A 19,116-nucleotide genomic window follows, 5' to 3' on the forward strand; every position below is an offset into this window, starting at 1 on the left:
GCCACCCCCTTACAGGGAAAGCTTAACCCCAAACGGAATGACCTGCATGTTATCCCCCGGTCATGGTTCGGGGTAGCCACGTGGCCATTTCCGGGAACAGCATGAGGAGGACCACCATGAGAAGCAGCACCCCCATGAAGGGAAGGGCATAGCGAGCGATGTGGAAGAGGTCCTCCCCGGTTAAGGACTGGATGACGAAGAGGTTGAAGCCCACGGGGGGAGTGATCTGGGCCAGTTCCACCATGATCACCAGATACACGCCGAACCACAAGGGGTCCACGCCGATGGCCTTCACCACGGGAAGGATCACGCTGATGGTGAGGACCACGATGGAGATCCCATCCAGAAACCAGCCCAGAACGATGTAAACCAGGCTCAAGAAGAAGATGAGGGCCACGGGGGTGATCCCAGCTTCCACCGCCCAGGTGGCCAAGGCCCTGGGGATGCCGGTGAACCCCATGGCCAGGGTCAGAACCCCGGCTCCTGCCAGGATCAGGCCGATCATGCTGGTGGTGCGTATGGCCCCCATCAAGCTTTCAAAGAACATCCTGGGGGATAGCTCCCGGTTTAGCCCCGCCAGGAGGAGGGACCCCGCTACCCCTATGGCCGCCGCCTCCGTGGGGGTGGCTACCCCCAGGTAGATGGAGCCCAGTACCAGGAGGATGAGGAAAAGCACGGGGAAAACGGATAGAAGGCCGACCAAGCTCTGGCAGAGGGGCTTCCGGGGTTCCCGAGGTAGTTGGTGACGGTAGAGGAAGGCCAGAAGGGCCACCAGGAGCATGAAGAGGAGGGTTAAAACCGCTCCTGGCACCACTCCAGCCATGAAAAGCCGGGCTACGGAAACCTCGGCCATGACCCCGTAGACGATCATGATGACGCTGGGGGGGATGAGGAAGCCTAGGGTTCCGGCCCCGGCCAAGGAGCCCAGGGCCAGGGGCTTGGGGTAGCCGCGGCGCAACAGCTCGGGCAGGGTAAACCGGCCCACGGTGGCGGTGGTGGCAGCGGAGGATCCGATGACGGCGGCGAAGAGGGCGCTGGCCACCACGTTTACATGAAGGAGTCCCCCAGGAAGGCGGGAGAGAAGGGGGCTAAGCCCCTGGAAGAGCCCCTGGGCCAGCCGGGAGCGGTAGAGAACCTCCCCCATCCAGACGAAAAGGGGCAGGGCGGCCAGGCTCCAGCCGGAGGTGGCGGACCATAGGGCGGTGGCCAGGTTGGCTCCCGGAGGGGCGGTGGTGAACAAGGCCAGGCCAGCGAGGCCCACCAGGAGGAGGGCCAGGCCCACGTAGACCCCCAGGGCCAGGAGGAGGAAAAGGAGGCCCACCAGGATAAGGCTTTCCCATAGGAGGCTCATTCCTTTCCCTCCTTCCAGGTTTTCAGGCCCGCCTCGAGGAGGGCCAGGGCGAAGATGCTGAGGCCCACCGCCAGGAAGCTTTGGGGTAGCCAGAGGGGAAGGGGGAGAAGCCCTGGGGCCAGGTCTCCGTAGCGGAAGCTCTCCGCCACCCTAAGCCAGGCTTGAACCGAGGCATAAAGGGTGGTTAGGAATCCGAGCCCCAGGGCGAAGGTTTCCAGCGGGCGACGGGTCCTGGGGGGAAGCCTTCGCAAGAGAAGCCGCATCTGGATGTGCCCCCCGGCCCTCAGGGTGGGAGCAAGGCCCAGGAAGATGAGCCCGGCGGTGGCGAAGCCGGCCATCTCTAGGGCGGAGGGCACCACGAAGCCCAGGTACCGCCCTGCCACCTGGGCCAGGATCACCAGGAGGATGAAAAGGCCCATGAGGGCCGCCAGGAACTCGGATAGACGGTAGAGGCCCTCGAGGGCCTTCTCCAAGAGGTTCATCGTCCAAGGTACTGACGGTAGATCTTGACCCCCGTGGCTCCTGCCTGCTTTTGCCACTCCAGGATCATGGTTTGCCCCACCTTCTTGAGGTCGGCCAGGAGGGTGGGGGAGGGCTTGACCACCTGCATGCCCCGGCTCGCCAGGGTTTGCATGGCCTTTTCCTCCTGTTCCTGGCTCAGCCGCCAGCCCCGCTCCTCTGCCCGCTTAGCCGCCTGCAACAGGGCTTCCCGATCCTGGGGTGAGAGGCTTTCAAAGGCCCGTCGGCCGACGACCACCATGTTCTTGGGGATCCAGGCCTTCACGTCGTAGAAGTAACGGGCGAAGTCCCAGGCCTGGCTGTCCACCCCGGTGACCGGGGAGGTGATCATGGCCTCCACAATCCCCGTGGCGAAGGCCTGGGGAATGTCTGCGGCCTCCACCTGAACCGGGTGCATGCCGAGTAGCTCCGCCAGCCGGGCGGTAGCGGGGTTGTAGGCCCGGAACCGCATGCCCTTTAAATCCGCCCCTGTATTCACGGGCCGCTTGGTGTAGAGCCCTTGAGGCGGCCAGGGAACGGCGTAGAGAAAGACCACTCCCCTTTGGGCCAGCCACTTTTCCACCTCAGGGCGCTGAGCCTGGTAAAGCCGACGGGCCTCTTCGTAGCTGGTGGCCACGAAGGGGATGGAGTCCAGGTTGAAGAGGGGGTTTTCGTTGGCGAGAAGGGACATGAGCACCTCCCCCATCTGCACCTGCCCGTTCCTCACCGCGGGCAGGATCTGGGGATGGGGGAAGAGGGAGCCTCCAGGGTGGACGGTGATCTTGAGCCGGCCTCCCGTGGCCTCCTCCACCTCCTTTACAAACTGCTGAATGTTTTGCGTGTGGAAGTTGGCCGGAGGATACGGGGTGGCCATGTTCCAGGTCTGGGCTTGGGCTACAAGGGCCAAGAGAAAAAGCCAGGAAAGGAGCTTACGCATAACCATGCACCTCCAAGGATTATGTTACCGCTTGGGCACCCGGTCCACGAACTCATTGGTGTACGTGCGCTTGAGATCGATCCGGGCCCGGGCCACGTTGGGATCAAAGGCGGAAAGCACCGTGAGGGGCCTCAGGGGAGCGGTGTCGCTGAAGCGCCCCGTGGGAGAGAAGGACTCCAGGGAGTTCCTGAGGACCTTGAGGTACAGGGCCCGGTCGCCTAGGAAGTACTCCTCCGGTAAGACGGCAGCGATTTCCTCAGGGGTTTTGCCCTGCATCCACCTCAGACCCCGCACCATGGCGTTCACCAGGCGCTGGGCGGTGTCGGGGTTCCGCTCCAACCAGGCCCGGGTGGTATAGAGGACGGCGGCCGGGTACTCCCCACCCAAAACCTCCCGGGTTCCCTTGGTGGAGCGGGTGTCCGCCAGTACCTTGATGAGGCCCCTTTCCTCCAGAAGGGTGATGGCGGGTTCCACATTGGAGATGGCGTCCACCTGGCGGTTTTGCACCGCGGCCACCGCTTGGGCCCCCACGGAAACCCCGATCGCGGACACATCCGTGGGCTTGAGGCCGTTTTTCACCAGGAGGTAGTTGAGGAAGAAATGGGTGGAGCTTCCCGGAGCGGTGACCCCCACCTTCCTCCCCTTGAGGTCGGCGATGCTCCGCACCTGGTCTGCCAGGTCCGAGCGCACTCCCAGCACGATGGCCGGATAGCGCCCCACCTCCACGAAGGCCACGATGTCCCTGCCTTGGGCCTGCATCTGGATGGTGTGGTCGTAGTAGCCCATCACCACCTCCACGCTTCCCCCCACCAGGGCCTGGAGGGCCCTCGAGCCCGCCTGCAGGTCCTGGATCACCACGTCCAGGCCTTCTTCCTTGAAGTATCCCAGGCGCTCCACCACGGTGAGGGGCAGGTAGACCACGGCCGTCTTTCCTCCTACCCCCAGCACCACCCGCTTCTGGGCTAAGCCCGCCGCCAAAAGTAACACCAAAAGCGCTACAACCAGCCTCCTCATATTCCCTCCTTTCCTCTATTGACCGCTATTCCCCCTCCATTTTAGGGCGCCAACGGACTAAACGCCCTTCCACTTGGCCCACCACGGCATCCAACAGCAACACGAAGACCATGAGCACCACCATGCCGGCGAAGACCCCGGTGGTGTCAAAGACCCCTTCCGCCTGGGCGATGACGTAACCCAGCCCAGCGGCGCTTCCCAGGTACTCCCCCACCACGGCCCCGATCACCGCGAAGCCGATGGAGGTCCTTAAGCTGGAGAAGATCCAGCTGGCGGCGGCCGGGAGGTATACATGGCGCAGCAGGTGGCCGGGCCTGGCTCCCAAGAGCCTGGCGTTTTGCAGGACCACAGGGCTTACCTCCTTAACCCCCTGGTAGGTGTTGAAGAAGGCCACAAAGAAGACCAGGGTGACCCCTAGGGCTACCTTGGAGAGCACCCCCAGGCCGAACCAGAGGGTGAAGATGGGAGCCAAGACTACCCGAGGGATGGCGTTTAGGGCCTTGATGTAGGGGTCCAAGACCGCCGCCACGCTGGGGGCCAGGGCCAGCCAAAGCCCCAGGACCACCCCGAGCAGGGTTCCGAGGAAAAAGGCCAGGAGCATCTCCAGGGTGGTGATGTAAAGGTGCGGGTAGATCTCCCCGGTGCTGAACCAGCGCCAGACCCTCCCGGCGATCTCGGAGGGTTGAGAGAAGAAGAAGGGGTCCAGGCGGCCGGTCCTCGAGGCCCACTCCCACCAGGCGAGGAAGAGAAGGAGCAACCCCACCTGCCAAAGCCGTAGCCTAAGCCCCCGCATGGGCCCGCATCACCTCCCCCCTTAGGAGCTCCCAGATCTCCCGGTGCAGGCGCAAGAACTCCGGGGTGAGCCGGATCTCCGCCACATCCCTGGGCCGGGGGAGGGGGATGGGGAACTCCCCGATGACCCGGGAGCGGGGCCCCGCCGACATGACCACCACCCGGTCGGAAAGGGCAATGGCTTCCTCCAGGTCGTGGGTGACGAAGAGCACGGTCTTGCGATCCTCCTGCCAGAGCCTGAGGAGCTCGTTTTCCATGAGCTGCCGCGTCTGCACGTCCAGGGCGGAAAAGGGCTCGTCCATGAGGAGGAGCCGGGGGTTGGCGATGAGCACCTGGGCCAGCCCCACCCGCTTGCGCATCCCCCCGGAAAGCTGGTGGGGATAGTGGCGGGGAAACCGCCCCAGCCCCACCTTCTCCAGCCAGGCCTGGGCCCTTTCCCGAGCCTCTTTCAAGCCCGCGCCCCGGAAGACCAAGGGCAGGGCCACGTTGTCCAGGGCGGTCTTCCAGGGCAGGATGGCGTCCTGCTGGAAAAGGTAGCCCGCCACCGGGTTCAACCCCCTAAGGGGCTTCCCTTCCAGGAGGACCTCCCCCTGGGTGGGGGCCAGAAGGCCTGCCGCCACGTTCAGGAGGGTGCTTTTCCCGCATCCCGTGGGGCCCACCAGGCTCACAAACTCCCCTGAGGCCAGGCGGAGGCTTACTCCTTCCACGGCCACATAGGAGCCAAAGGCCACGGAGACCTGCTTAAATTCCAGAAAGCTCATGCGTAGTACTCGAGGTTGGGCTTTATGCCTAAAGCGTTGAGCAGGCGGTTGGTGAAGTTGAACATGGCTGCCACCTCGGCCGCCTCGAGGATGGCTTCATCGCTGAGACCCGCTTCCCTCAAGGGGGTGAGATCCTCCTCGGTCATGGCCTGGTGCTGGTGCGTAACCTTGAGGGCAAACTCCACCAGGGCCCGCATCCTTTTAGGCATCTCCGCGCGGCGGGGGTTGGCGGCCAAAACCTCCGGGAGCACCCCATCCCCGGTGAGGTCCTTGAGGTAGCGCTTGTGGCTGGCCACGCAGTACTCGCACCGGTTCTCCCCGCTGATGGCCACGGCCATGGCTTCCCGCTCCTCCCGCGAGAGGAGGCCTTCCCCCCGCATAAGGGTGTCGTAGTACCGGAACCAGAGGAGAAACCTGGGGCTCAGGGCAAAGGCCCGGGCCACATTGGGAACAAAGCCCGTCTTCTCCCGGAACCGGGCGAACAGCTCCTGGACCTCCGGGCTCAACTCCTCATCCCCAGGGATGCGGAGCCAGGAGATCACCATACCGCCACCGCCCGCACGGGCCCTCCGGAGGCCCCCCGGTGCTTGGGGGCGCCCACGAAGATGAGGGCCCCGGCGGGAGGCACCTGGGCCAGGTTGGCCAGGTTTTCCAGGCCGTATTTCCCCGCGCCCAGGAGGGTCACGTGGGCCTTGAAGTCCTTGGAGGGGCCAAAGTCCAGGGAGAGGGTATCCACCCCTACCCCCACGATCTCCCGCTCCCGCACCAGAAACTCTGCCGCCTCCGGGGAGAAGCCGGGGAAGTGAAGGGTGCCCGTGGCGTCCTGGTTCAAAAAAGCCTTGGGGTCGCGCCAGCGGGCTTCCCAGCCGGAGTGCATGGCCACCAGGGCTCCTTTGGGCAGGCGGCCGTGCTGGCGCTCGTAGGCCAGGATGTCGTCCACGGTCACCTGGGCATCCGGGTTGCGGGCGGCCTTCTCGTGGATGTGGATCACGGCCAGGGGAGCGATGAGGGTTTCCACGGGCAGTTTTTCCGCGGTGAGCCCCCCTTCCGCGAAGTGGGCGGGGGCGTCCATATGGGTTCCCGAGTGCTCCCAGAAATCGATGCGGTTGCCGTAGTACCCGTTCTGCCGTACCGTGACCAGGGTGGTGATGCGCATGGGTTCAGCCCCGGGGAAGAGGGGGATCTCCGGGGAGAGCTCGTGGGTGAGGTCCACCGCCCGGCTAAAGGCCTTGCCCTGTACTTGTGCCTGGGCCACGGCCCGGCTAGCAAGAAGCCCCAGGCCCGCGCCCAACAGGGCCCTGCGGGAAATCTGCTTGGCCACTTCCTCCATCACCAGAGGGGCACACATGGTTTCCTCCTTTGTCAGGGGCAAGTTACCACGGGCCTGCAAAGGTATGCAAGCCCCTAACGCCGGGGGTCCAGGCGGTCCCGGAGGCCGTCTCCCAGGAGGTTAAAGCCCAAGACGGCCAGGGAAAGGGCCAACCCGGGAACCAGGGCGGGATAGGGGGAAAGGGGAAGGAAGCTTTGGGCTTCCCGGAGCATCCGGCCGAGGCTTGGGTTTGGGGGCTGGACGCCAAGGCCCAGGTAGGAGAGGGCGGCCTCGGCCAGGAGGGCGGCGGCGAAGGCCAGGCTGGCCTGGACCAGGAGGGGTCCCAGGAGGTTGGGGAGGAGGTGGCGGCGCATCACCCAGCCCGGAGGGGCTCCCAGGGCCAAAGCAGCTTCCACAAAGGGGGCGGCCTTAAGGGCCATGGCCCCGGCCCGGGCCACCCGGAAGAAGGCGGGAACCATGGAAAGCCCCACGGCCAGCATGCTGCTGTAGATCCCGGGGCCCATGAGGGCGGCGAGAAGAAGGGCAAGGAGCAGGCCCGGAAGAGCATAGAGGGCCTCCATGAGGAGGCTTAACGCCCCGTCCCAGTGCCGGCCCAGGTATCCCGCAAGAAGGCCTGCGGCCACGCCCAGGGTAAAACCCACGGAAACGGCGATGCCCCCCACCAGTAGGGCATTCCTAGCCCCGTGGAGGAGGCGGGCCAGGAGGTCCCGGCCCAAGGGGTCGGTGCCCAAGGGATGGGTGGGGGAAGGGGGGGCGAGGCGGTGGAGGAAGTCGGGGGCGTTGGGGTCCACGGGGTAGAGGAAGGAGGCTAGGGCCATGAGGAGGAAGAGGCCCACCAGGAGGCTGCCCAGGAGGAGGCTTGGGCTACGCATACGCCACCCGCGGGTCCAAGAGGCCGTAGAGGAGGTCCACCAGGAGGTTGAAGAGGACGATGAGGGCGGCCATGACCAGCACCAGGCCCTGGAGGAGAGGGTAGTCGCGGGCCTCGAGGGCCGTCAGGGCCAGGCTTCCCATGCCCGGCAGGGCGAAGACCACCTCCACCACCACCGCCCCGGTAAGGAGGAACCCTCCCTCCAAGCCCAGCACGGTGATCAGGGGAAGGCTTGCGGGCTTCAGGGCGTGCTTGATGAGCACCCAGGTCTCGGGGACCCCCTTGGCCCGGGCGGTGCGGATGTAGTCCTGGCCCATCACCTCTAGGAGGCTTCCTCGGGCCATACGGAAGAGGATGGCTGCCCGGGAAAGGGTCAGGGTGAGGGCGGGGAGGAAAAGGTGGCGGAGGGCTTCCCATGGATGGGAAAACCCTGGGAAGCCGCTGGCGGGGAAAAGGGGCAGGTGCACCGCCAGGGCGTAGAGGAGGACCACCCCCAGAAAGAAGGTGGGCACGGATTGCAAAAAGGCCATAAGGCCGCTTAGGGCCAGGTCGCAAAGGGGAAACCTAAGGGCTAGAAGGGCCAGGGGTAAGGCCAGGAAAAGGGCGCCGCCAAGCCCCAGGAAGACGAGGCCCAGGGTGAGGGGGATCCGCTCGCCCAGGAGTTCGCCCACGGGCTTTCCGTAGCGGATGGACTCCCCTAGGTCTAAGCGGAGGGTGCGGGTGAGCCAGTCCGCATAGCGTTCCCAGGGGGGCCTGTCCAGGCCAAGGGCGCGTTCCAGGGCCTGCCGGGCAGCTGGCGAAGCCTCGAGGCCCAGGATGGCCTGCACCGGGTCCCCTGGGAGGAGGAGGAGGAAGGCGAAGACCAGGCTGGAGGCCAGCCACAGGGTAGCCAGGGCCAGGAGGACCCGCCTCAGGAGGAAGCTTCGCATCTAGCGGTTCAAGTACACCCGGGTCACGTTGAGGCTCGGGGTGGGCTGGTTCTGCCACCAGCCCATGACCTCCTTGCGCATGGCGGCGATGTAGGGGGCGTTCATCACCCAGAGGTTCACCGCATCCTGGGCGAGAAGGCGCTGCATTTCCTTCATGATCTCGCAGGCCCGCTTGGGGTCGGGGGTGCGCAGGTACCTGGTGTAGAGGTCGCGGAAGCGGGGGGAGTCGTAGCGAAAGTAATAATTGGGGTTGGCGTAGATGCCGATGTCGTGAGGCTCGGAGTGGCCGATGATGGTCATCTGGTAGTCGGCTCCTCGGAAGACCCGGGAAAGCCAGGTGGCCCATTCCACCACCTCCAGCCGCGCTTGGACCCCGATCTGGGAAAGCTGGGCAGCGATGGCTTCCCCAAGCCGCCTCTCGTAGGGGTAGGGGGCGGCTAGGGTGAAGGTGAAGCGTAAGGGGTTATTGGGTCCGTAACCGGCCTCTTGCAAAAGGGCCCGGGCCTTGGCGGGGTCGTAGGGGTAGTAGCCGGAAAGATCCTCGTAGCAACTCTCCCCTGGGGAGCGGTGGCTGCCGATGGGGGTGCCAAAGCCCAGCATCACCCCCTCCACCAGGGCCTTTTTGTCCACGGCATGCTGGATGGCCCGCCGCACCCGGATGTCGTTGAAGGGGGGGCGGCTGTTGTTCATGCCCACGGTGATCTCCGTGGTGGTAAAGCCCGTGATCACCTTGAAGTTGGGGTCCCGCTTTAGCACCAGGGCGTTTTCCGGGCTCACCCCGAGGCCGATCACCTGGATGTCCCCCGCCCGCAAGGCGGCAAGCTGGGCGTTTGGATCCGGCAGGAAACGGAAGAAGACCCGGTCCAGATAGGGAAGGCCGGGCTCATAGTAGCCTTCAAACCGCTCCAGCCTCACCCCAACCCCCCGCTCCCAGGCCACGAAGCGGAAGGGTCCGGTTCCAATGGGCTGGGTTTTCTGTTCCTCCACCCTGCCCTTGGGGCCGATCACGGAATCGGGGCGGGCCAGGTTGAAGAGGAAGTCCTGGTTGGGCTGGCGCAGGCGGAAGACCACGGTGTAGGGGTCCTTGGCCTCCACGCTCTGGATGTCCTGGTAGTACTCGGGGTGGGTGTGGCCAGACTTGGGATCCCGGGCGCGGTTGAACTTGAAGACCACGTCCTCGGCGGTGAAGGGGGCACCGTTGTGGAAACGAACCCCCCGGCGCAGGTGGAAGGTCCAGGTGAGGCTGGAAGGGCTTCCTTGCCAGCGCTCGGCCAAGGCGGGGACGATCTCCCCCTTTTCGTTGAACTTCACCAGCCCCTGGAGGACGTTGTCGTAGAGCATGCGGGGAATCTCCTGGCTGGTGGAGGCCGTGGGATCCAGGACAGGAGGCTCGGCCAGGATCGCCACCCTAAGCTCTCCTCCTTTGGGCTGGGCCAGGGCAAAGCTGAGGCCCAAAAGAAGGAACCACGCCAACCGCTTCTTCATGTCTTCCCTCCCTTTCCCCATACTATGCCCAAAGGCACTTACCCCAGATAGAGCACCGCCAAGGCGGCGTAAACCCGGGCTGCCTGGACAACCTCCCTCAGGTCCACCCACTCGTCCACCTGGTGGGGCAGGGTTTTCCCCCCAGGGCCCATGACCACCACGGGAAGACCCGCCCATGCCTGGAGGAAGGTGCCGTCCGTGGCCCCGGGTACCCCGCCGTGGCGCACGGGAAGGCCGAGAAGCCTTAGGGCTTCCTCCGCTGCCTGCACCAAAGGATCCTCCCTGGGGGTCTCCACGGGGGGGCGGTCCTCCAGGACCTCCACCTGGGTTCCCGCCAGGGTCTGGATCCTGGCCACCAACTCCTCGTGGTCCAACCCCGGCACGGTGCGCACGTCCATGGCCACCTCCGCTTCGGCGGGAATAACGTTGAGCTGCCCCTCCCCGGCGGTGGCCAGGATGCGGGTGGGGGTGAGGTAGGGAAGGCCCAGGAAGGGGTGGGAATGGACTTCCTGGAGCTCCCGTTGGAGGCCTTCCAGCTCGAGGATGAAGCGAGCCGCCTTGGGTATAGGGTTTTCCCCGGCGTAGGGCATGGCCCCGTGGGCCATGCGTCCGGGGAAGCGGAGGAATAGGCGCATGGCTCCCTTCTGCCAGAGGCAGATCTCCATGGCCTCAGGCTCGGCCACCAAGGCACCGCGGAAGCCTCGCGCCAGCCCTCCTCTCACGAAGGCCTTCACCCCCAGCATCATTCCCTCCTCATCGGCCAAAGCGGCGAGGCGTAGGGGGTGCCGGGGCTGGCTTAGGGCTCGCTTCACCGCCAGCAGGGCTCCTATCAAGGCGGCGAGGCCTCCCTTCATGTCGCAGGCTCCTCGGCCGTACAGCCGGCCTCCCTCCACCACCCCTTCGTAGGGAGGGTAGCGCCATAGGCTTTCTGGGCCGGGGGTGACCACATCGGTGTGCCCCTCGAGGATCAACCCCCCTTCCCCCTCCCCCAGGTCCGCCACCAGATTGGGCCGGCCCAAAGCCGCTTCCTGCCGGAAGGGGCGGAAACCCCGCTCCCTCAGGTACTCCTCCAGGAAGGCCACCACCCCCTCTTCCCCGGGTCCGGGATAGTGGCTTGGAATCCGCACCAGGGCTCTTAGGAGCTCCACCACTTCCTTCTCGTCCACCGCTTCCGCCGCCAGGAGGGCCTTTTCCATGGGGTGTTCCCGAGGGGATTATACCGCGGTATGCTGGCCTAAACGAAAGGAGGTGGCGGTGAACTACCGGCAACTTTTCGACCTAGGAGGGCAGGTGGCTTTGGTGGTGGGGGCGGCCTCCGGAATCGGGCGGGCCTCCGCGGAGGCCCTGGCGGCCTTTGGGGCTAAGGTGGTGCTGGCGGACCGGGATGAAAAGGGTCTGGAGGAGGTCCTCGAGGCCATCCGCAGGCAAGGCGGGGTGGCGGAGGCCCACCCCCTCGACCTGGCGGCCAGGGGCCAGGCCGAGGCGTTGGTGGAGAGGGTGCACCGGGCCCATGGCCGGCTGGATGCCTTGGTTTCCACCCCGGCCATCAACGTGCGCAAGCCCCTTCTGGACTACACCGACGAGGAGATCGACCGGGTGGTGGACCTGAACCTGAAGGGAACCTTGCGGCTTTTAAGGGCTGGGGGACGGGTGATGCGGGAGCAAAGGGGGGGAAGCCTCATCGCCTTTGCCTCCATAAGGGCCCTGGTGGTGGAACCAGGGCAGGGGGTTTATGCGGCCACCAAGGCGGGGATCCTCCAGATCATGCGTACCCTGGCCGCGGAGCTTGGGCCCTATGGGGTGCGGGCCAACGCCATTGCCCCTGGGCCCATAGAAACTCCCCTCACCGCTCCCATCAAAGCCCATCCCGATTGGTACCGGGCCTATGCGGAGAAAACCGCCCTCTTGCGCTGGGGAAAGCCCGAGGAAGTGGCCATGGCGGTGGTGTTCCTGGCCTCGCCGGCTTCCAGCTACGTGACCGGCACCCTCTTCCTGGTGGATGGGGGTTGGACGGCAGTGGACGGGCGGTTTACCCCGCCCCTTTAGCCAAGCTGGGCCCTAGCCCTTCAGGGCCACCAGGACCATCCGGCGCTTGATGAGGGTGCGGTCCCCTGGCCCTTCCCGGACCACCAGGGGGCGGGTCCCGGGGGAAGCCTGGGCCAGAACTTCCTCCACCCGCTTCGCTTCCCACCCTTTTGGGTCCAGGGGATAGAGCCACTCAGGCCAGGCGACTTCCTCCTCAAACGCCTCCAGGTGGAGGAGGCTTAAGCCCACCTCCTTAATGAGCCCCTGCCATTCCTCCACGGTGTACGCCCGCACATGGGAGTTATCCCGGGCTGCCTCGAGGGCGTTGAAGAGTTGGGCGGCCTCTGGGTTTTCCGGGGCCACCATGTCGGCGATTCCCAGACGGCCTCCTGGCTTCAGCACCCTGGCCATCTCGGCTAAGGCTCTGGCGATGAGGGGAAAGTGATGGGCGGCCCTCCGGGTGGTGACCAGATGGAACTCCCCCTCAGGAAAGGGCAGGGACTCGGCGTCTCCCACCAGGAAGCGGACATTGCGCAAGCCCCGTTCGCGGGCGGCCTGGGCGAAAGGCATAGCCATTTCTGGGGTCAGGTCGATCCCGATGACTTCCCGCACAAAAGGGGCCAGGGCCAAAGCCGTGTGGCCGGGACCCGTGGCCACATCCAGGGCTCTTTCCGAGGACCTTGGTTCTAAAAGCTCCAGCAACCTCTTGAGATCGCGGCCTCCGGCGTGGCTGATGCTTTGGGCATACCCCTGGGCGTGGCGGGAGAAAAAGCTCCGGGCCAGCTCCTTCTGTTTTTTGTCCACGGCTTCCTCCGGGTTTCATTTTACGTCCGGATGTTGACGAGGGCCTGGTGGCCCCTTAGGCTGAAGGTTGAACGGGAAGGAGGAGCGTATGAAGCGATGGGCGGTTTGGTTCTTGGCGTTCCTGGGCTTGGCCGTGGCCCAGGACCGGACCCAGGTGCTGGTTTACGGCGGGGATTGGACGGACCTGATCACCCTGGATCCCCAGGTGGTCTACGAGTTCAGCGGGGTGATGATCGCCGATAACCTCTATGAAACCCTGGTGCGCTTTGAGGGGAACGACCTCTCCACCCTGCGCCCAGGGCTGGCGGAAAGCTGGAAGGTGGAGCGGGGCACCAGCGACTGGATCCTCACCTTCAAGCTTCGCAAGGGGAGCAGGTTCTCCACCGGACGGGAGGTCACAGCCAAGGACGTGGTCTTTAGCTTTGAACGGGCTTTAGCCCTTAAGGGGCCCGGCTCGTTCCTGTTCACCGAGATCGCCCAGCTCAAGCCGGGGGCGACCAAGGCCCTGGACCCCTACACGGTGGAGGTGCGCATCCCCAAGACCGCTTCGCCACAGTCCTTCCTCTCCATCCTTACCTTTACCCTGGGGGGCATTGTGGACTCGGAGGAGGCCCAGAAAAACGCTAAGGGGAACGATTACGGCAAGGATTTCCTCACCAACAACTCCGCCGGGTCCGGCCCTTACCGCCTGGTGCGCTGGGACCGGGGAAACCAGGTGATCCTCGAGGCCAACCCCTACGCCCGCATCAAGCCCAAGGTCCAGCGGGTGGTTCTGCGCTACATCCAGGAGCCCGCGGTTCTCCGCACGGCCTTGGAGTCCGGGGAGATCGACATCGCCGAGGGCCTCACCCCGGAGGGTTTGCGGGCCATCGCCAACAACCCTCGCTTCAAGGTGGTCCGGGCGGAAACCCTGCGCCTTCAGTACCTGGGCATGAACATGAAGCCGGGAAGCCCCTTCGCTAACCCGAAGGTGCGGGAGGCGGTGCGCTATGCGGTGAACCAGGATGAGCTCATCCAGGGTCTCCTCCAGGGCAATGCCGTGAAGATCCAGACCTTCATCCCCAAGGGCCTTCTGGGATATAACCCTATCGCTCCCTACACCTATGACCCAGCGCGGGCGAGGAAGCTTCTGGCGGAGGCGGGTTACCCCCAGGGCCTGGAGTTTGAACTTCTTACCAGCACCGGGATCTGCGGCGGTGGGGTACCTTGCCCGGATGTGGCCGCCAAGCTGCAGGCCGACATGGCCAGGGCAGGCCTGAAGGCCAGGATCCGCGCCATTGCCAATGCTGAAGTGCTCAACATCTACCGGGCCCAGAACCATCAGATGGTCCTGGCCGGTTGGAGCCCGGACTTCCCCGATCCCGACGGCAACGCCACCCCCTGGGCGGACTATGGGGCCCGCTCCTTGGCCTGGCGCAACAGCTACAACGACGAGGTGGCGGTCAAGCTGGCCCGGCAAGCGGCCCTCGAGGCAGACCCCACCAAGCGCAAGGCCCTGTACAAGGTGCTCACGGAAAAGGTCCTGCGGGAGGGCCCCTACGTGGTCCTCTACCAGCCTGCCTTGCCCATCGGCCTTTCGGCCAAGGTGGAGGGATTTGTGAAGAACCCCATGATGTCCGTACCCCTCTGGCAGGTGAGCAAGCAACCCTAAAGGGATGGGGTATAGTTAGGCCCGCAGGCGCTGGCTTGCGGGCTTCTGCTATGGGCGCTTACATCCTGAGGCGGCTTTTCATGGTGGTCTTCGTGGGGGTGGGCATCACCTTCATCACCTTCTTCATCGCCCAGGTGATCCCCATAGATCCGGCGGCAGCGGCTTTGGGCGAGAATGCCAGGGAGGAGCAGATCCGTGAGTTTCGGGAGCGCTACGGCCTGGACAAGCCCCTGCTGGTTCAGTATAGCATCTATCTGCAACGGCTTTTGCACCTGGACCTAGGGCGCTCCCTGCGCACGGGGCGCCCGGTGGCCGAGGACCTCCGGGAGTTTTTCCCCGCCACCTTGGAGCTGGCCCTGGCCGCCTTTTGGGTGGCTATCCTCCTGGGTATACCCGCCGGGGTGTGGGCGGCCTTAAGGCAGAACCGGGTGCCGGACCTCCTGGTACGGCTTATGGCCCTTCTCCTCGGCTCCACCCCTGTTTTTTTCCTGGCCATCCTCCTTCTGGATCTCCTGCACCGTAGGCTTGGGGTTTTGCCGGGTCCAGGAAGGCTGGATCCCTACCTCATCCCTCCTCCGCCGGTTACGGGCATGGTGACCGTGGACGCCCTCCTGGCCCGTGACTTCGCAGCCTTTCAGGATGCCCTGGCCCACCTTTTCCTGCCGGCCTTCGTCCTGGGCTCCGCCTCGGCCGCCTTGCTGGCCCGCATGGTGCGGGCGGCCATGCTGGAGGTGCTTTCCCAGGACTATGTGCGTACCGCCTGGGCTAAGGGGCTTTCTGAGCGCCAGGTGGTGCTCCGCCACGCCTTGAAAAACGCTGCCCTGCCCGTTCTTACCCTTCTGGGCGGGCTCATGGGTGGGCTTTTGTCTGGAGCGGTGCTCACGGAAACCATCTTTTCCTGGCCCGGCCTAGGCCGTTACGTGACCCAGTCGGCCACCAGCCTAGACTTTCCTGCGGTTATGGGGGTGACCCTCCTGGTAGGGGTCATCTACTCGCTGCTGAACCTGGTGGTGGACCTCCTTTACGCTCTTCTGGACCCGAGGATCCGGTATGCGTAAGTTCCTGCGCCGGTTTTTCCGCAACCCTGGGGCCGTTTTGGGCCTCGCCTTGCTGATTCTTCTCATTCTTGTGGCCCTTTTGGGACCCATGGTGGCCGGGGATCCTTTGGAACAGAACCTGCTGGAGCGGTTAAAGCCCCCGGGTCCTGGGCATCCCCTGGGCACCGACCAGCTTGGGCGGGATGTCTGGGCCCGGGTGGTTCATGGGACCAGGATTAGCCTTGGGGTGGGCTTCGGGGTGGTCCTTCTGGCCAGCTTTTTGGGCGTGAGCGTGGGCCTCTTGGCGGGCGGGCTTGGCGGGGTGTGGGACAACCTCCTCATGCGCCTCACCGACATCTTCTTTGCCTTTCCCTCCCTGATTCTGGCCATGGCCATCGCCGCCGCCTTGGGCCCGAACCTTACCAACACCGTCATCGCTGTGGCCCTGGTTACCTGGCCCATCTACGCCAGGTTGGTGCGGGCCCAGGTGCTGGCCTTGCGGGAGCGGGAGTTCGTGGAGGCAGCCAGGGCCTTGGGGGCAGGCCAAGGCCGGATTCTTTTCCGGCACCTCCTTCCCAATGCCCTTACCCCCGTGCTGGTGCAGGCCAGCTACGAGGTGGGGGCCGCCATTCTGACCGCTGCGGGACTTTCCTTTATCGGCTTTGGCGCCCAGCCCCCCACCCCGGAGTGGGGGGCCATGGTGGCGGAAACCCGCAACTACATGGCCGAGGCTCCCTGGGCGGCCACAGCCCCGGCGGTGGGGATTCTGCTCACGGTTTTGGCCTTTAACCTCCTGGGGGATGGGCTTAGGGATGTGCTGGACCCCAGGGGACACTAGGCCAGCTGTTCCCCTTCCAGGTACACCTCCAGCACCCTTAGGGCCTTGTCCAGCACCACGAGATCCGCCCGCTTCCCCAAGGCGATCTCCCCCCGGTCCGAAAGGCCCAGGTACCGGGCCGGGTACAGGGATAGCCGCTTGGCCGCCTCCTCCAGGGGCACCCCCCAGGCCACCAGGTTCCTTAAGGCCCGGTCCAGGGTAAGGGTGCTCCCCGCCAGGGACTCCCCCAGCCACACCCCCTCCTTTCGCTTCTCCACCCGATGGGCCCCCAGGGGATAGGTGCCCTCCGGCATCCCCGCCGCGGCCACGGCGTCGCTCACAAAGTACAGCCCGGGAATGGTCTTCAAAGCCAGCCGGATGGCGGCCGGGTGCACATGCAGGCCATCGGGGATGATCTCGGCCCATTCCCCCCGTTCCAGGGCCAGGCCCACCACCCCCGGGGCCCGGTGGTGCAGGCCGGTCATGGCGTTATAGAGGTGGGTGAAGCCCACCGCCCCCGCCTCCAGGGTGGATAGGGCCTCCTCGTAGCGGGCTTCCGTGTGCCCGAGTTGGACCCGGATGCCCTTTTCCGCTAGGAAGCGGATGAGTTCTAAGGCCCCGGGAAGCTCGGGGGCCAGGGTAATGACCCGCACGGGAGCCAGGGAGAGAAGATGGCTGGCTATTTCCCGGTCCGGGGGAAGGGGGAAAGGGGGCTGGGCTCCCAGGCGGTTTGGGCTGATGAAAGGACCCTCCAGGTGAACGCCCAGAAGGGCCTTTCCCCAAGGGCCTTCCATGGCCGCCTGCGCTCCTTTGAGGGCTCTTTCCAGGTCGGCCAGGGGAGCGGTGACGGTGGTGGCGAGGAGGCCTGTGGTGCCGTGCTGGAGGTGGAAGCGCAAGGTGGCTTCGACTCCCTCCTGGCCCTCCATCACCTCCCTTCCGCCTCCCCCGTGCACGTGGAGGTCCAGGAAGCCCGGGAGGATGTAGGGGCCCTCCACGGGAGCCTCCTCTATGGCCTCTATGCGCTCGCCGAAGTGGAGCCTGCCCCGTACGAAGCCTTGGGGAGTCAGGATGGAGCCTGTTAGCACAACCGCCTCCTTATCCGGGTTCAACCCGTTGCCCGGCCCTAAGGTCTCGGCCACCGGTGGCCCGGCCTAGCACATTCACCTCACCTGTGGCGTGGAGGTAGCCCAATAGGGCGAAGGCCAGGGCTTCCCGCACCTTGGGGTTTTCCATCACGGATACGGGGAGATGTTGGGAAAGAAGCGCCACCAAAACCCGGTTTCTTGCTCCACCCCCGGCCAGGAGGACCTGGTCCACCTGACCCACAAAGCGCCGGTAAGCCTCGAGGATGCTCCGGGCGGTGAGTTCCAAGAGGCTACGGAGAAGGCGGGCGGGATCCTGGGGCAAGGGCGAGAGGTGCTCAAGCCGCCAGACCTCCCGGCCCGTGGTCTTGGGTGGGGGAGCCTGGAAGTAGGGATGGGAAAGCCAGGTCTTAAGGGCCTCCTCATCGGGCTTGGCTTCCTCCGCCAGGGCCGTGGCTTCTTCCCAGGTGAGCCCCAGGATACCAGCAGCCTCATCAAAAAGGCAGACCCCAGGCCCGGTATCAAAGGCCAGCAGGGAGCTGGGATCCTTTCCGTGGAAATAGGTTAGGTTGGAGATTCCCCCGAGGTTGTGAACGGCCTTGCGCTTTCCCGCCTCCCCGTAAAGAAGGAGGTCCGGATAGGCCACCAGGGGAGCCCCCTGGCCTCCTGCGGCCAGGTCCATGCTCCGGAAGCCGTAGACCACCGGCACCTCGAGGCCCAGGGCCAGGTGGCTGGGTTCCCCAAGTTGGAAGGTGGCCCTGGGCGGCTCATGCCAGATGGTCTGGCCCGAAAGGGCCACCAGCTCAGCACTTCCCCTGAAGGGGAACGCAGCCTCCAGATAGAACCGCCCCAGGTCGTGGTGAAGGAGGGCGATCTCCCGGGTGTCCGCGTGGCGCATGGCCCGGAGTACCCGCATCCGCAGCTCCTCCGGGTAGGCCACCTCCCGATGGGCCAGGACCCGGTGAGCCACCTCCGGAGGGGAGCCTGTGAACTCCGCCAGGACCAGGTCCACCCCGTCGGCGCTGGTTCCCGACATAAGGCCCAGTATCCTCATGAGAGCTCCACCAAAAGCTCGTACCGGTCCGCACGGTACCAGCTCTTCACCCGTTCTACGGGCCTTCCGTCCTGCAGATAGCTTATCCGCTCCAGGTGAAGGAGGGGGCTTCCCGGCTCCACCCCAAGCAGCCTGGCCTCTTCCCGGGCGGCCACGGCCCGGAGGCGTTGCAGGGCGCGCACGGGCCTCAAGCCCTTGGCCTCGAGGGCCTGGTAGAGGGAACCTGGGGGGACCTCATCCAGAGCCCAGGCGGGCAGGGTGGCCCGTTCCAGGGCCATGGGCTCTCCGTCCGCAAGCCTAAGGCGCACTAGGCGGAGCACCTCTTCCCCCGGGGAGAGCCCCAGGGCCATGGCCTCCTCTGGGGTGGCAGGGCCTTTCTCCACGCCCAGGATCCTGGTGCTGGGCTTCATACCCAGGGCCTCCATTTCCTCGCTGAAACCCCTGAGCCGGGTGCGGAAGGTGGCCCTTTTGGCCACAAAGGTGCCGCTTCCTTGCCGGCGGACCACCAAGCCTTCCTCCTCCAGAAGGTCCAAGGCCTTGCGCACGCTATCCCGGGATACCCCGAAGGCCTCGGACAAGGCCCGTTCCGGGGGGAGGGCGTCCTGGAAGTTGCCCTGAAGGATGCCCTCCCTGAGCCGTCGGGCCAGTTCCAGGTAAAGGGGGCCGTGGGCCATGGCG

20 protein-coding genes are annotated in these 19,116 nt (G+C 65.4%); 4 read left to right on the forward strand and 16 right to left on the reverse strand.

Annotated features, from left to right (window positions below):
• Positions 1-49: 49 nt before the first annotated feature.
• Genes KQ693_RS08260 through KQ693_RS08315 form a run of 12 tightly spaced genes read right to left on the reverse strand, consistent with a single transcriptional unit; the run spans position 50 to position 11,164 of the window.
• Positions 50-1,351 (reverse strand): TRAP transporter large permease, encoded by a 1,302-nt coding sequence (locus KQ693_RS08260; RefSeq protein ID WP_267260899.1) that lies wholly within the window; start codon positions 1,349-1,351, stop codon positions 50-52.
• The gene (locus tag KQ693_RS08265; RefSeq protein ID WP_267260900.1) at positions 1,348-1,833 is read right to left on the reverse strand and encodes a TRAP transporter small permease; all 486 of its coding nucleotides are present in this window, start codon (positions 1,831-1,833) and stop codon (positions 1,348-1,350) included. The genes KQ693_RS08260 and KQ693_RS08265 overlap by 4 nt, the downstream gene beginning before the upstream one ends.
• On the reverse strand, positions 1,830-2,786 hold the full coding sequence (locus KQ693_RS08270) for a TRAP transporter substrate-binding protein (protein WP_267260901.1): 957 nt from the start codon (positions 2,784-2,786) through the stop codon (positions 1,830-1,832). Before KQ693_RS08270 ends, KQ693_RS08265 begins: the two co-directional genes overlap by 4 nt.
• A gap of 24 nt (positions 2,787-2,810) precedes the next feature.
• The gene (locus KQ693_RS08275; RefSeq protein ID WP_267260902.1) at positions 2,811-3,800 is read right to left on the reverse strand and encodes an ABC transporter substrate-binding protein; all 990 of its coding nucleotides are present in this window, start codon (positions 3,798-3,800) and stop codon (positions 2,811-2,813) included.
• Positions 3,801-3,825: 25 nt separating this feature from the next.
• Positions 3,826-4,593 (reverse strand): ABC transporter permease, encoded by a 768-nt coding sequence (locus KQ693_RS08280; RefSeq protein ID WP_135255819.1) that lies wholly within the window; start codon positions 4,591-4,593, stop codon positions 3,826-3,828.
• Positions 4,580-5,353, reverse strand: a complete 774-nt coding sequence (locus KQ693_RS08285) for an ABC transporter ATP-binding protein (RefSeq protein WP_135255820.1) — start codon at positions 5,351-5,353, stop codon at positions 4,580-4,582. Before KQ693_RS08285 ends, KQ693_RS08280 begins: the two co-directional genes overlap by 14 nt.
• On the reverse strand, positions 5,350-5,898 hold the full coding sequence (locus tag KQ693_RS08290) for a peroxidase-related enzyme (RefSeq protein WP_267260903.1): 549 nt from the start codon (positions 5,896-5,898) through the stop codon (positions 5,350-5,352). Before KQ693_RS08290 ends, KQ693_RS08285 begins: the two co-directional genes overlap by 4 nt.
• Positions 5,892-6,701, reverse strand: a complete 810-nt coding sequence (locus KQ693_RS08295) for a cyclase family protein (protein WP_015716967.1) — start codon at positions 6,699-6,701, stop codon at positions 5,892-5,894. The genes KQ693_RS08290 and KQ693_RS08295 overlap by 7 nt, the downstream gene beginning before the upstream one ends.
• A 56-nt stretch (positions 6,702-6,757) precedes the next feature.
• Positions 6,758-7,555, reverse strand: a complete 798-nt coding sequence (locus tag KQ693_RS08300) for an ABC transporter permease (protein ID WP_267260904.1) — start codon at positions 7,553-7,555, stop codon at positions 6,758-6,760.
• Complete coding sequence (locus KQ693_RS08305) at positions 7,548-8,483, reverse strand: ABC transporter permease (protein WP_267260905.1); 936 nt, start codon at positions 8,481-8,483, stop codon at positions 7,548-7,550. Before KQ693_RS08305 ends, KQ693_RS08300 begins: the two co-directional genes overlap by 8 nt.
• Positions 8,484-9,968: an ABC transporter substrate-binding protein gene (locus KQ693_RS08310; protein ID WP_267260906.1), complete on the reverse strand. Its 1,485-nt coding sequence runs from the start codon at positions 9,966-9,968 to the stop codon at positions 8,484-8,486. It lies immediately after the preceding gene.
• Between the two features lie 38 nt (positions 9,969-10,006).
• Positions 10,007-11,164, reverse strand: coding sequence for a M20 family metallopeptidase (locus KQ693_RS08315; RefSeq protein ID WP_267260907.1), 1,158 nt, complete (start codon positions 11,162-11,164; stop codon positions 10,007-10,009).
• A 58-nt stretch (positions 11,165-11,222) separates the two neighbouring features.
• Here KQ693_RS08315 and KQ693_RS08320 point away from each other — a divergent pair, with 58 nt between their 5' ends.
• A complete protein-coding gene (locus KQ693_RS08320; protein ID WP_267260908.1) occupies positions 11,223-12,014 on the forward strand; it encodes an SDR family NAD(P)-dependent oxidoreductase in 792 nt (263 codons plus the stop codon).
• A 12-nt stretch (positions 12,015-12,026) separates the two neighbouring features.
• Here KQ693_RS08320 and KQ693_RS08325 read toward each other — a convergent pair whose 3' ends face one another.
• Positions 12,027-12,797: a class I SAM-dependent methyltransferase gene (locus tag KQ693_RS08325; RefSeq protein WP_267260909.1), complete on the reverse strand. Its 771-nt coding sequence runs from the start codon at positions 12,795-12,797 to the stop codon at positions 12,027-12,029.
• A gap of 88 nt (positions 12,798-12,885) precedes the next feature.
• On the opposite strand from KQ693_RS08325, the gene KQ693_RS08330 reads away from it, so the two are divergent.
• From KQ693_RS08330 to nikC, 3 genes are read left to right on the forward strand one after another with little or no spacing between them, the layout of a single operon-like run.
• Positions 12,886-14,448, forward strand: coding sequence for an ABC transporter substrate-binding protein (locus KQ693_RS08330; RefSeq protein WP_267260910.1), 1,563 nt, complete (start codon positions 12,886-12,888; stop codon positions 14,446-14,448).
• 50 nt (positions 14,449-14,498) lie between these two features.
• Complete coding sequence (locus KQ693_RS08335) at positions 14,499-15,506, forward strand: ABC transporter permease (protein ID WP_267260911.1); 1,008 nt, start codon at positions 14,499-14,501, stop codon at positions 15,504-15,506.
• Entirely contained in the window at positions 15,499-16,323 is an 825-nt protein-coding gene (nikC, locus tag KQ693_RS08340) for a nickel transporter permease (protein WP_038069103.1), read from the forward strand. The genes KQ693_RS08335 and nikC overlap by 8 nt, the downstream gene beginning before the upstream one ends.
• On the opposite strand, the gene nagA is transcribed toward nikC, so the two are convergent.
• From nagA to KQ693_RS08355, 3 genes are read right to left on the reverse strand one after another with little or no spacing between them, the layout of a single operon-like run.
• Positions 16,320-17,387: an N-acetylglucosamine-6-phosphate deacetylase gene (gene nagA, locus KQ693_RS08345; RefSeq protein ID WP_267260912.1), complete on the reverse strand. Its 1,068-nt coding sequence runs from the start codon at positions 17,385-17,387 to the stop codon at positions 16,320-16,322. The genes nikC and nagA overlap by 4 nt on opposite strands.
• Before the next feature lie 10 nt (positions 17,388-17,397).
• The gene (locus tag KQ693_RS08350; RefSeq protein ID WP_267260913.1) at positions 17,398-18,438 is read right to left on the reverse strand and encodes an anhydro-N-acetylmuramic acid kinase; all 1,041 of its coding nucleotides are present in this window, start codon (positions 18,436-18,438) and stop codon (positions 17,398-17,400) included.
• On the reverse strand, positions 18,435-19,112 hold the full coding sequence (locus KQ693_RS08355; RefSeq protein ID WP_015716979.1) for a GntR family transcriptional regulator: 678 nt from the start codon (positions 19,110-19,112) through the stop codon (positions 18,435-18,437). Before KQ693_RS08355 ends, KQ693_RS08350 begins: the two co-directional genes overlap by 4 nt.
• Between the last annotated feature and the right edge of the window lie 4 nt (positions 19,113-19,116).

Source organism: Thermus brevis (assembly GCF_026427635.1).
Lineage (GTDB): Bacteria > Deinococcota > Deinococci > Deinococcales > Thermaceae > Thermus > Thermus antranikianii.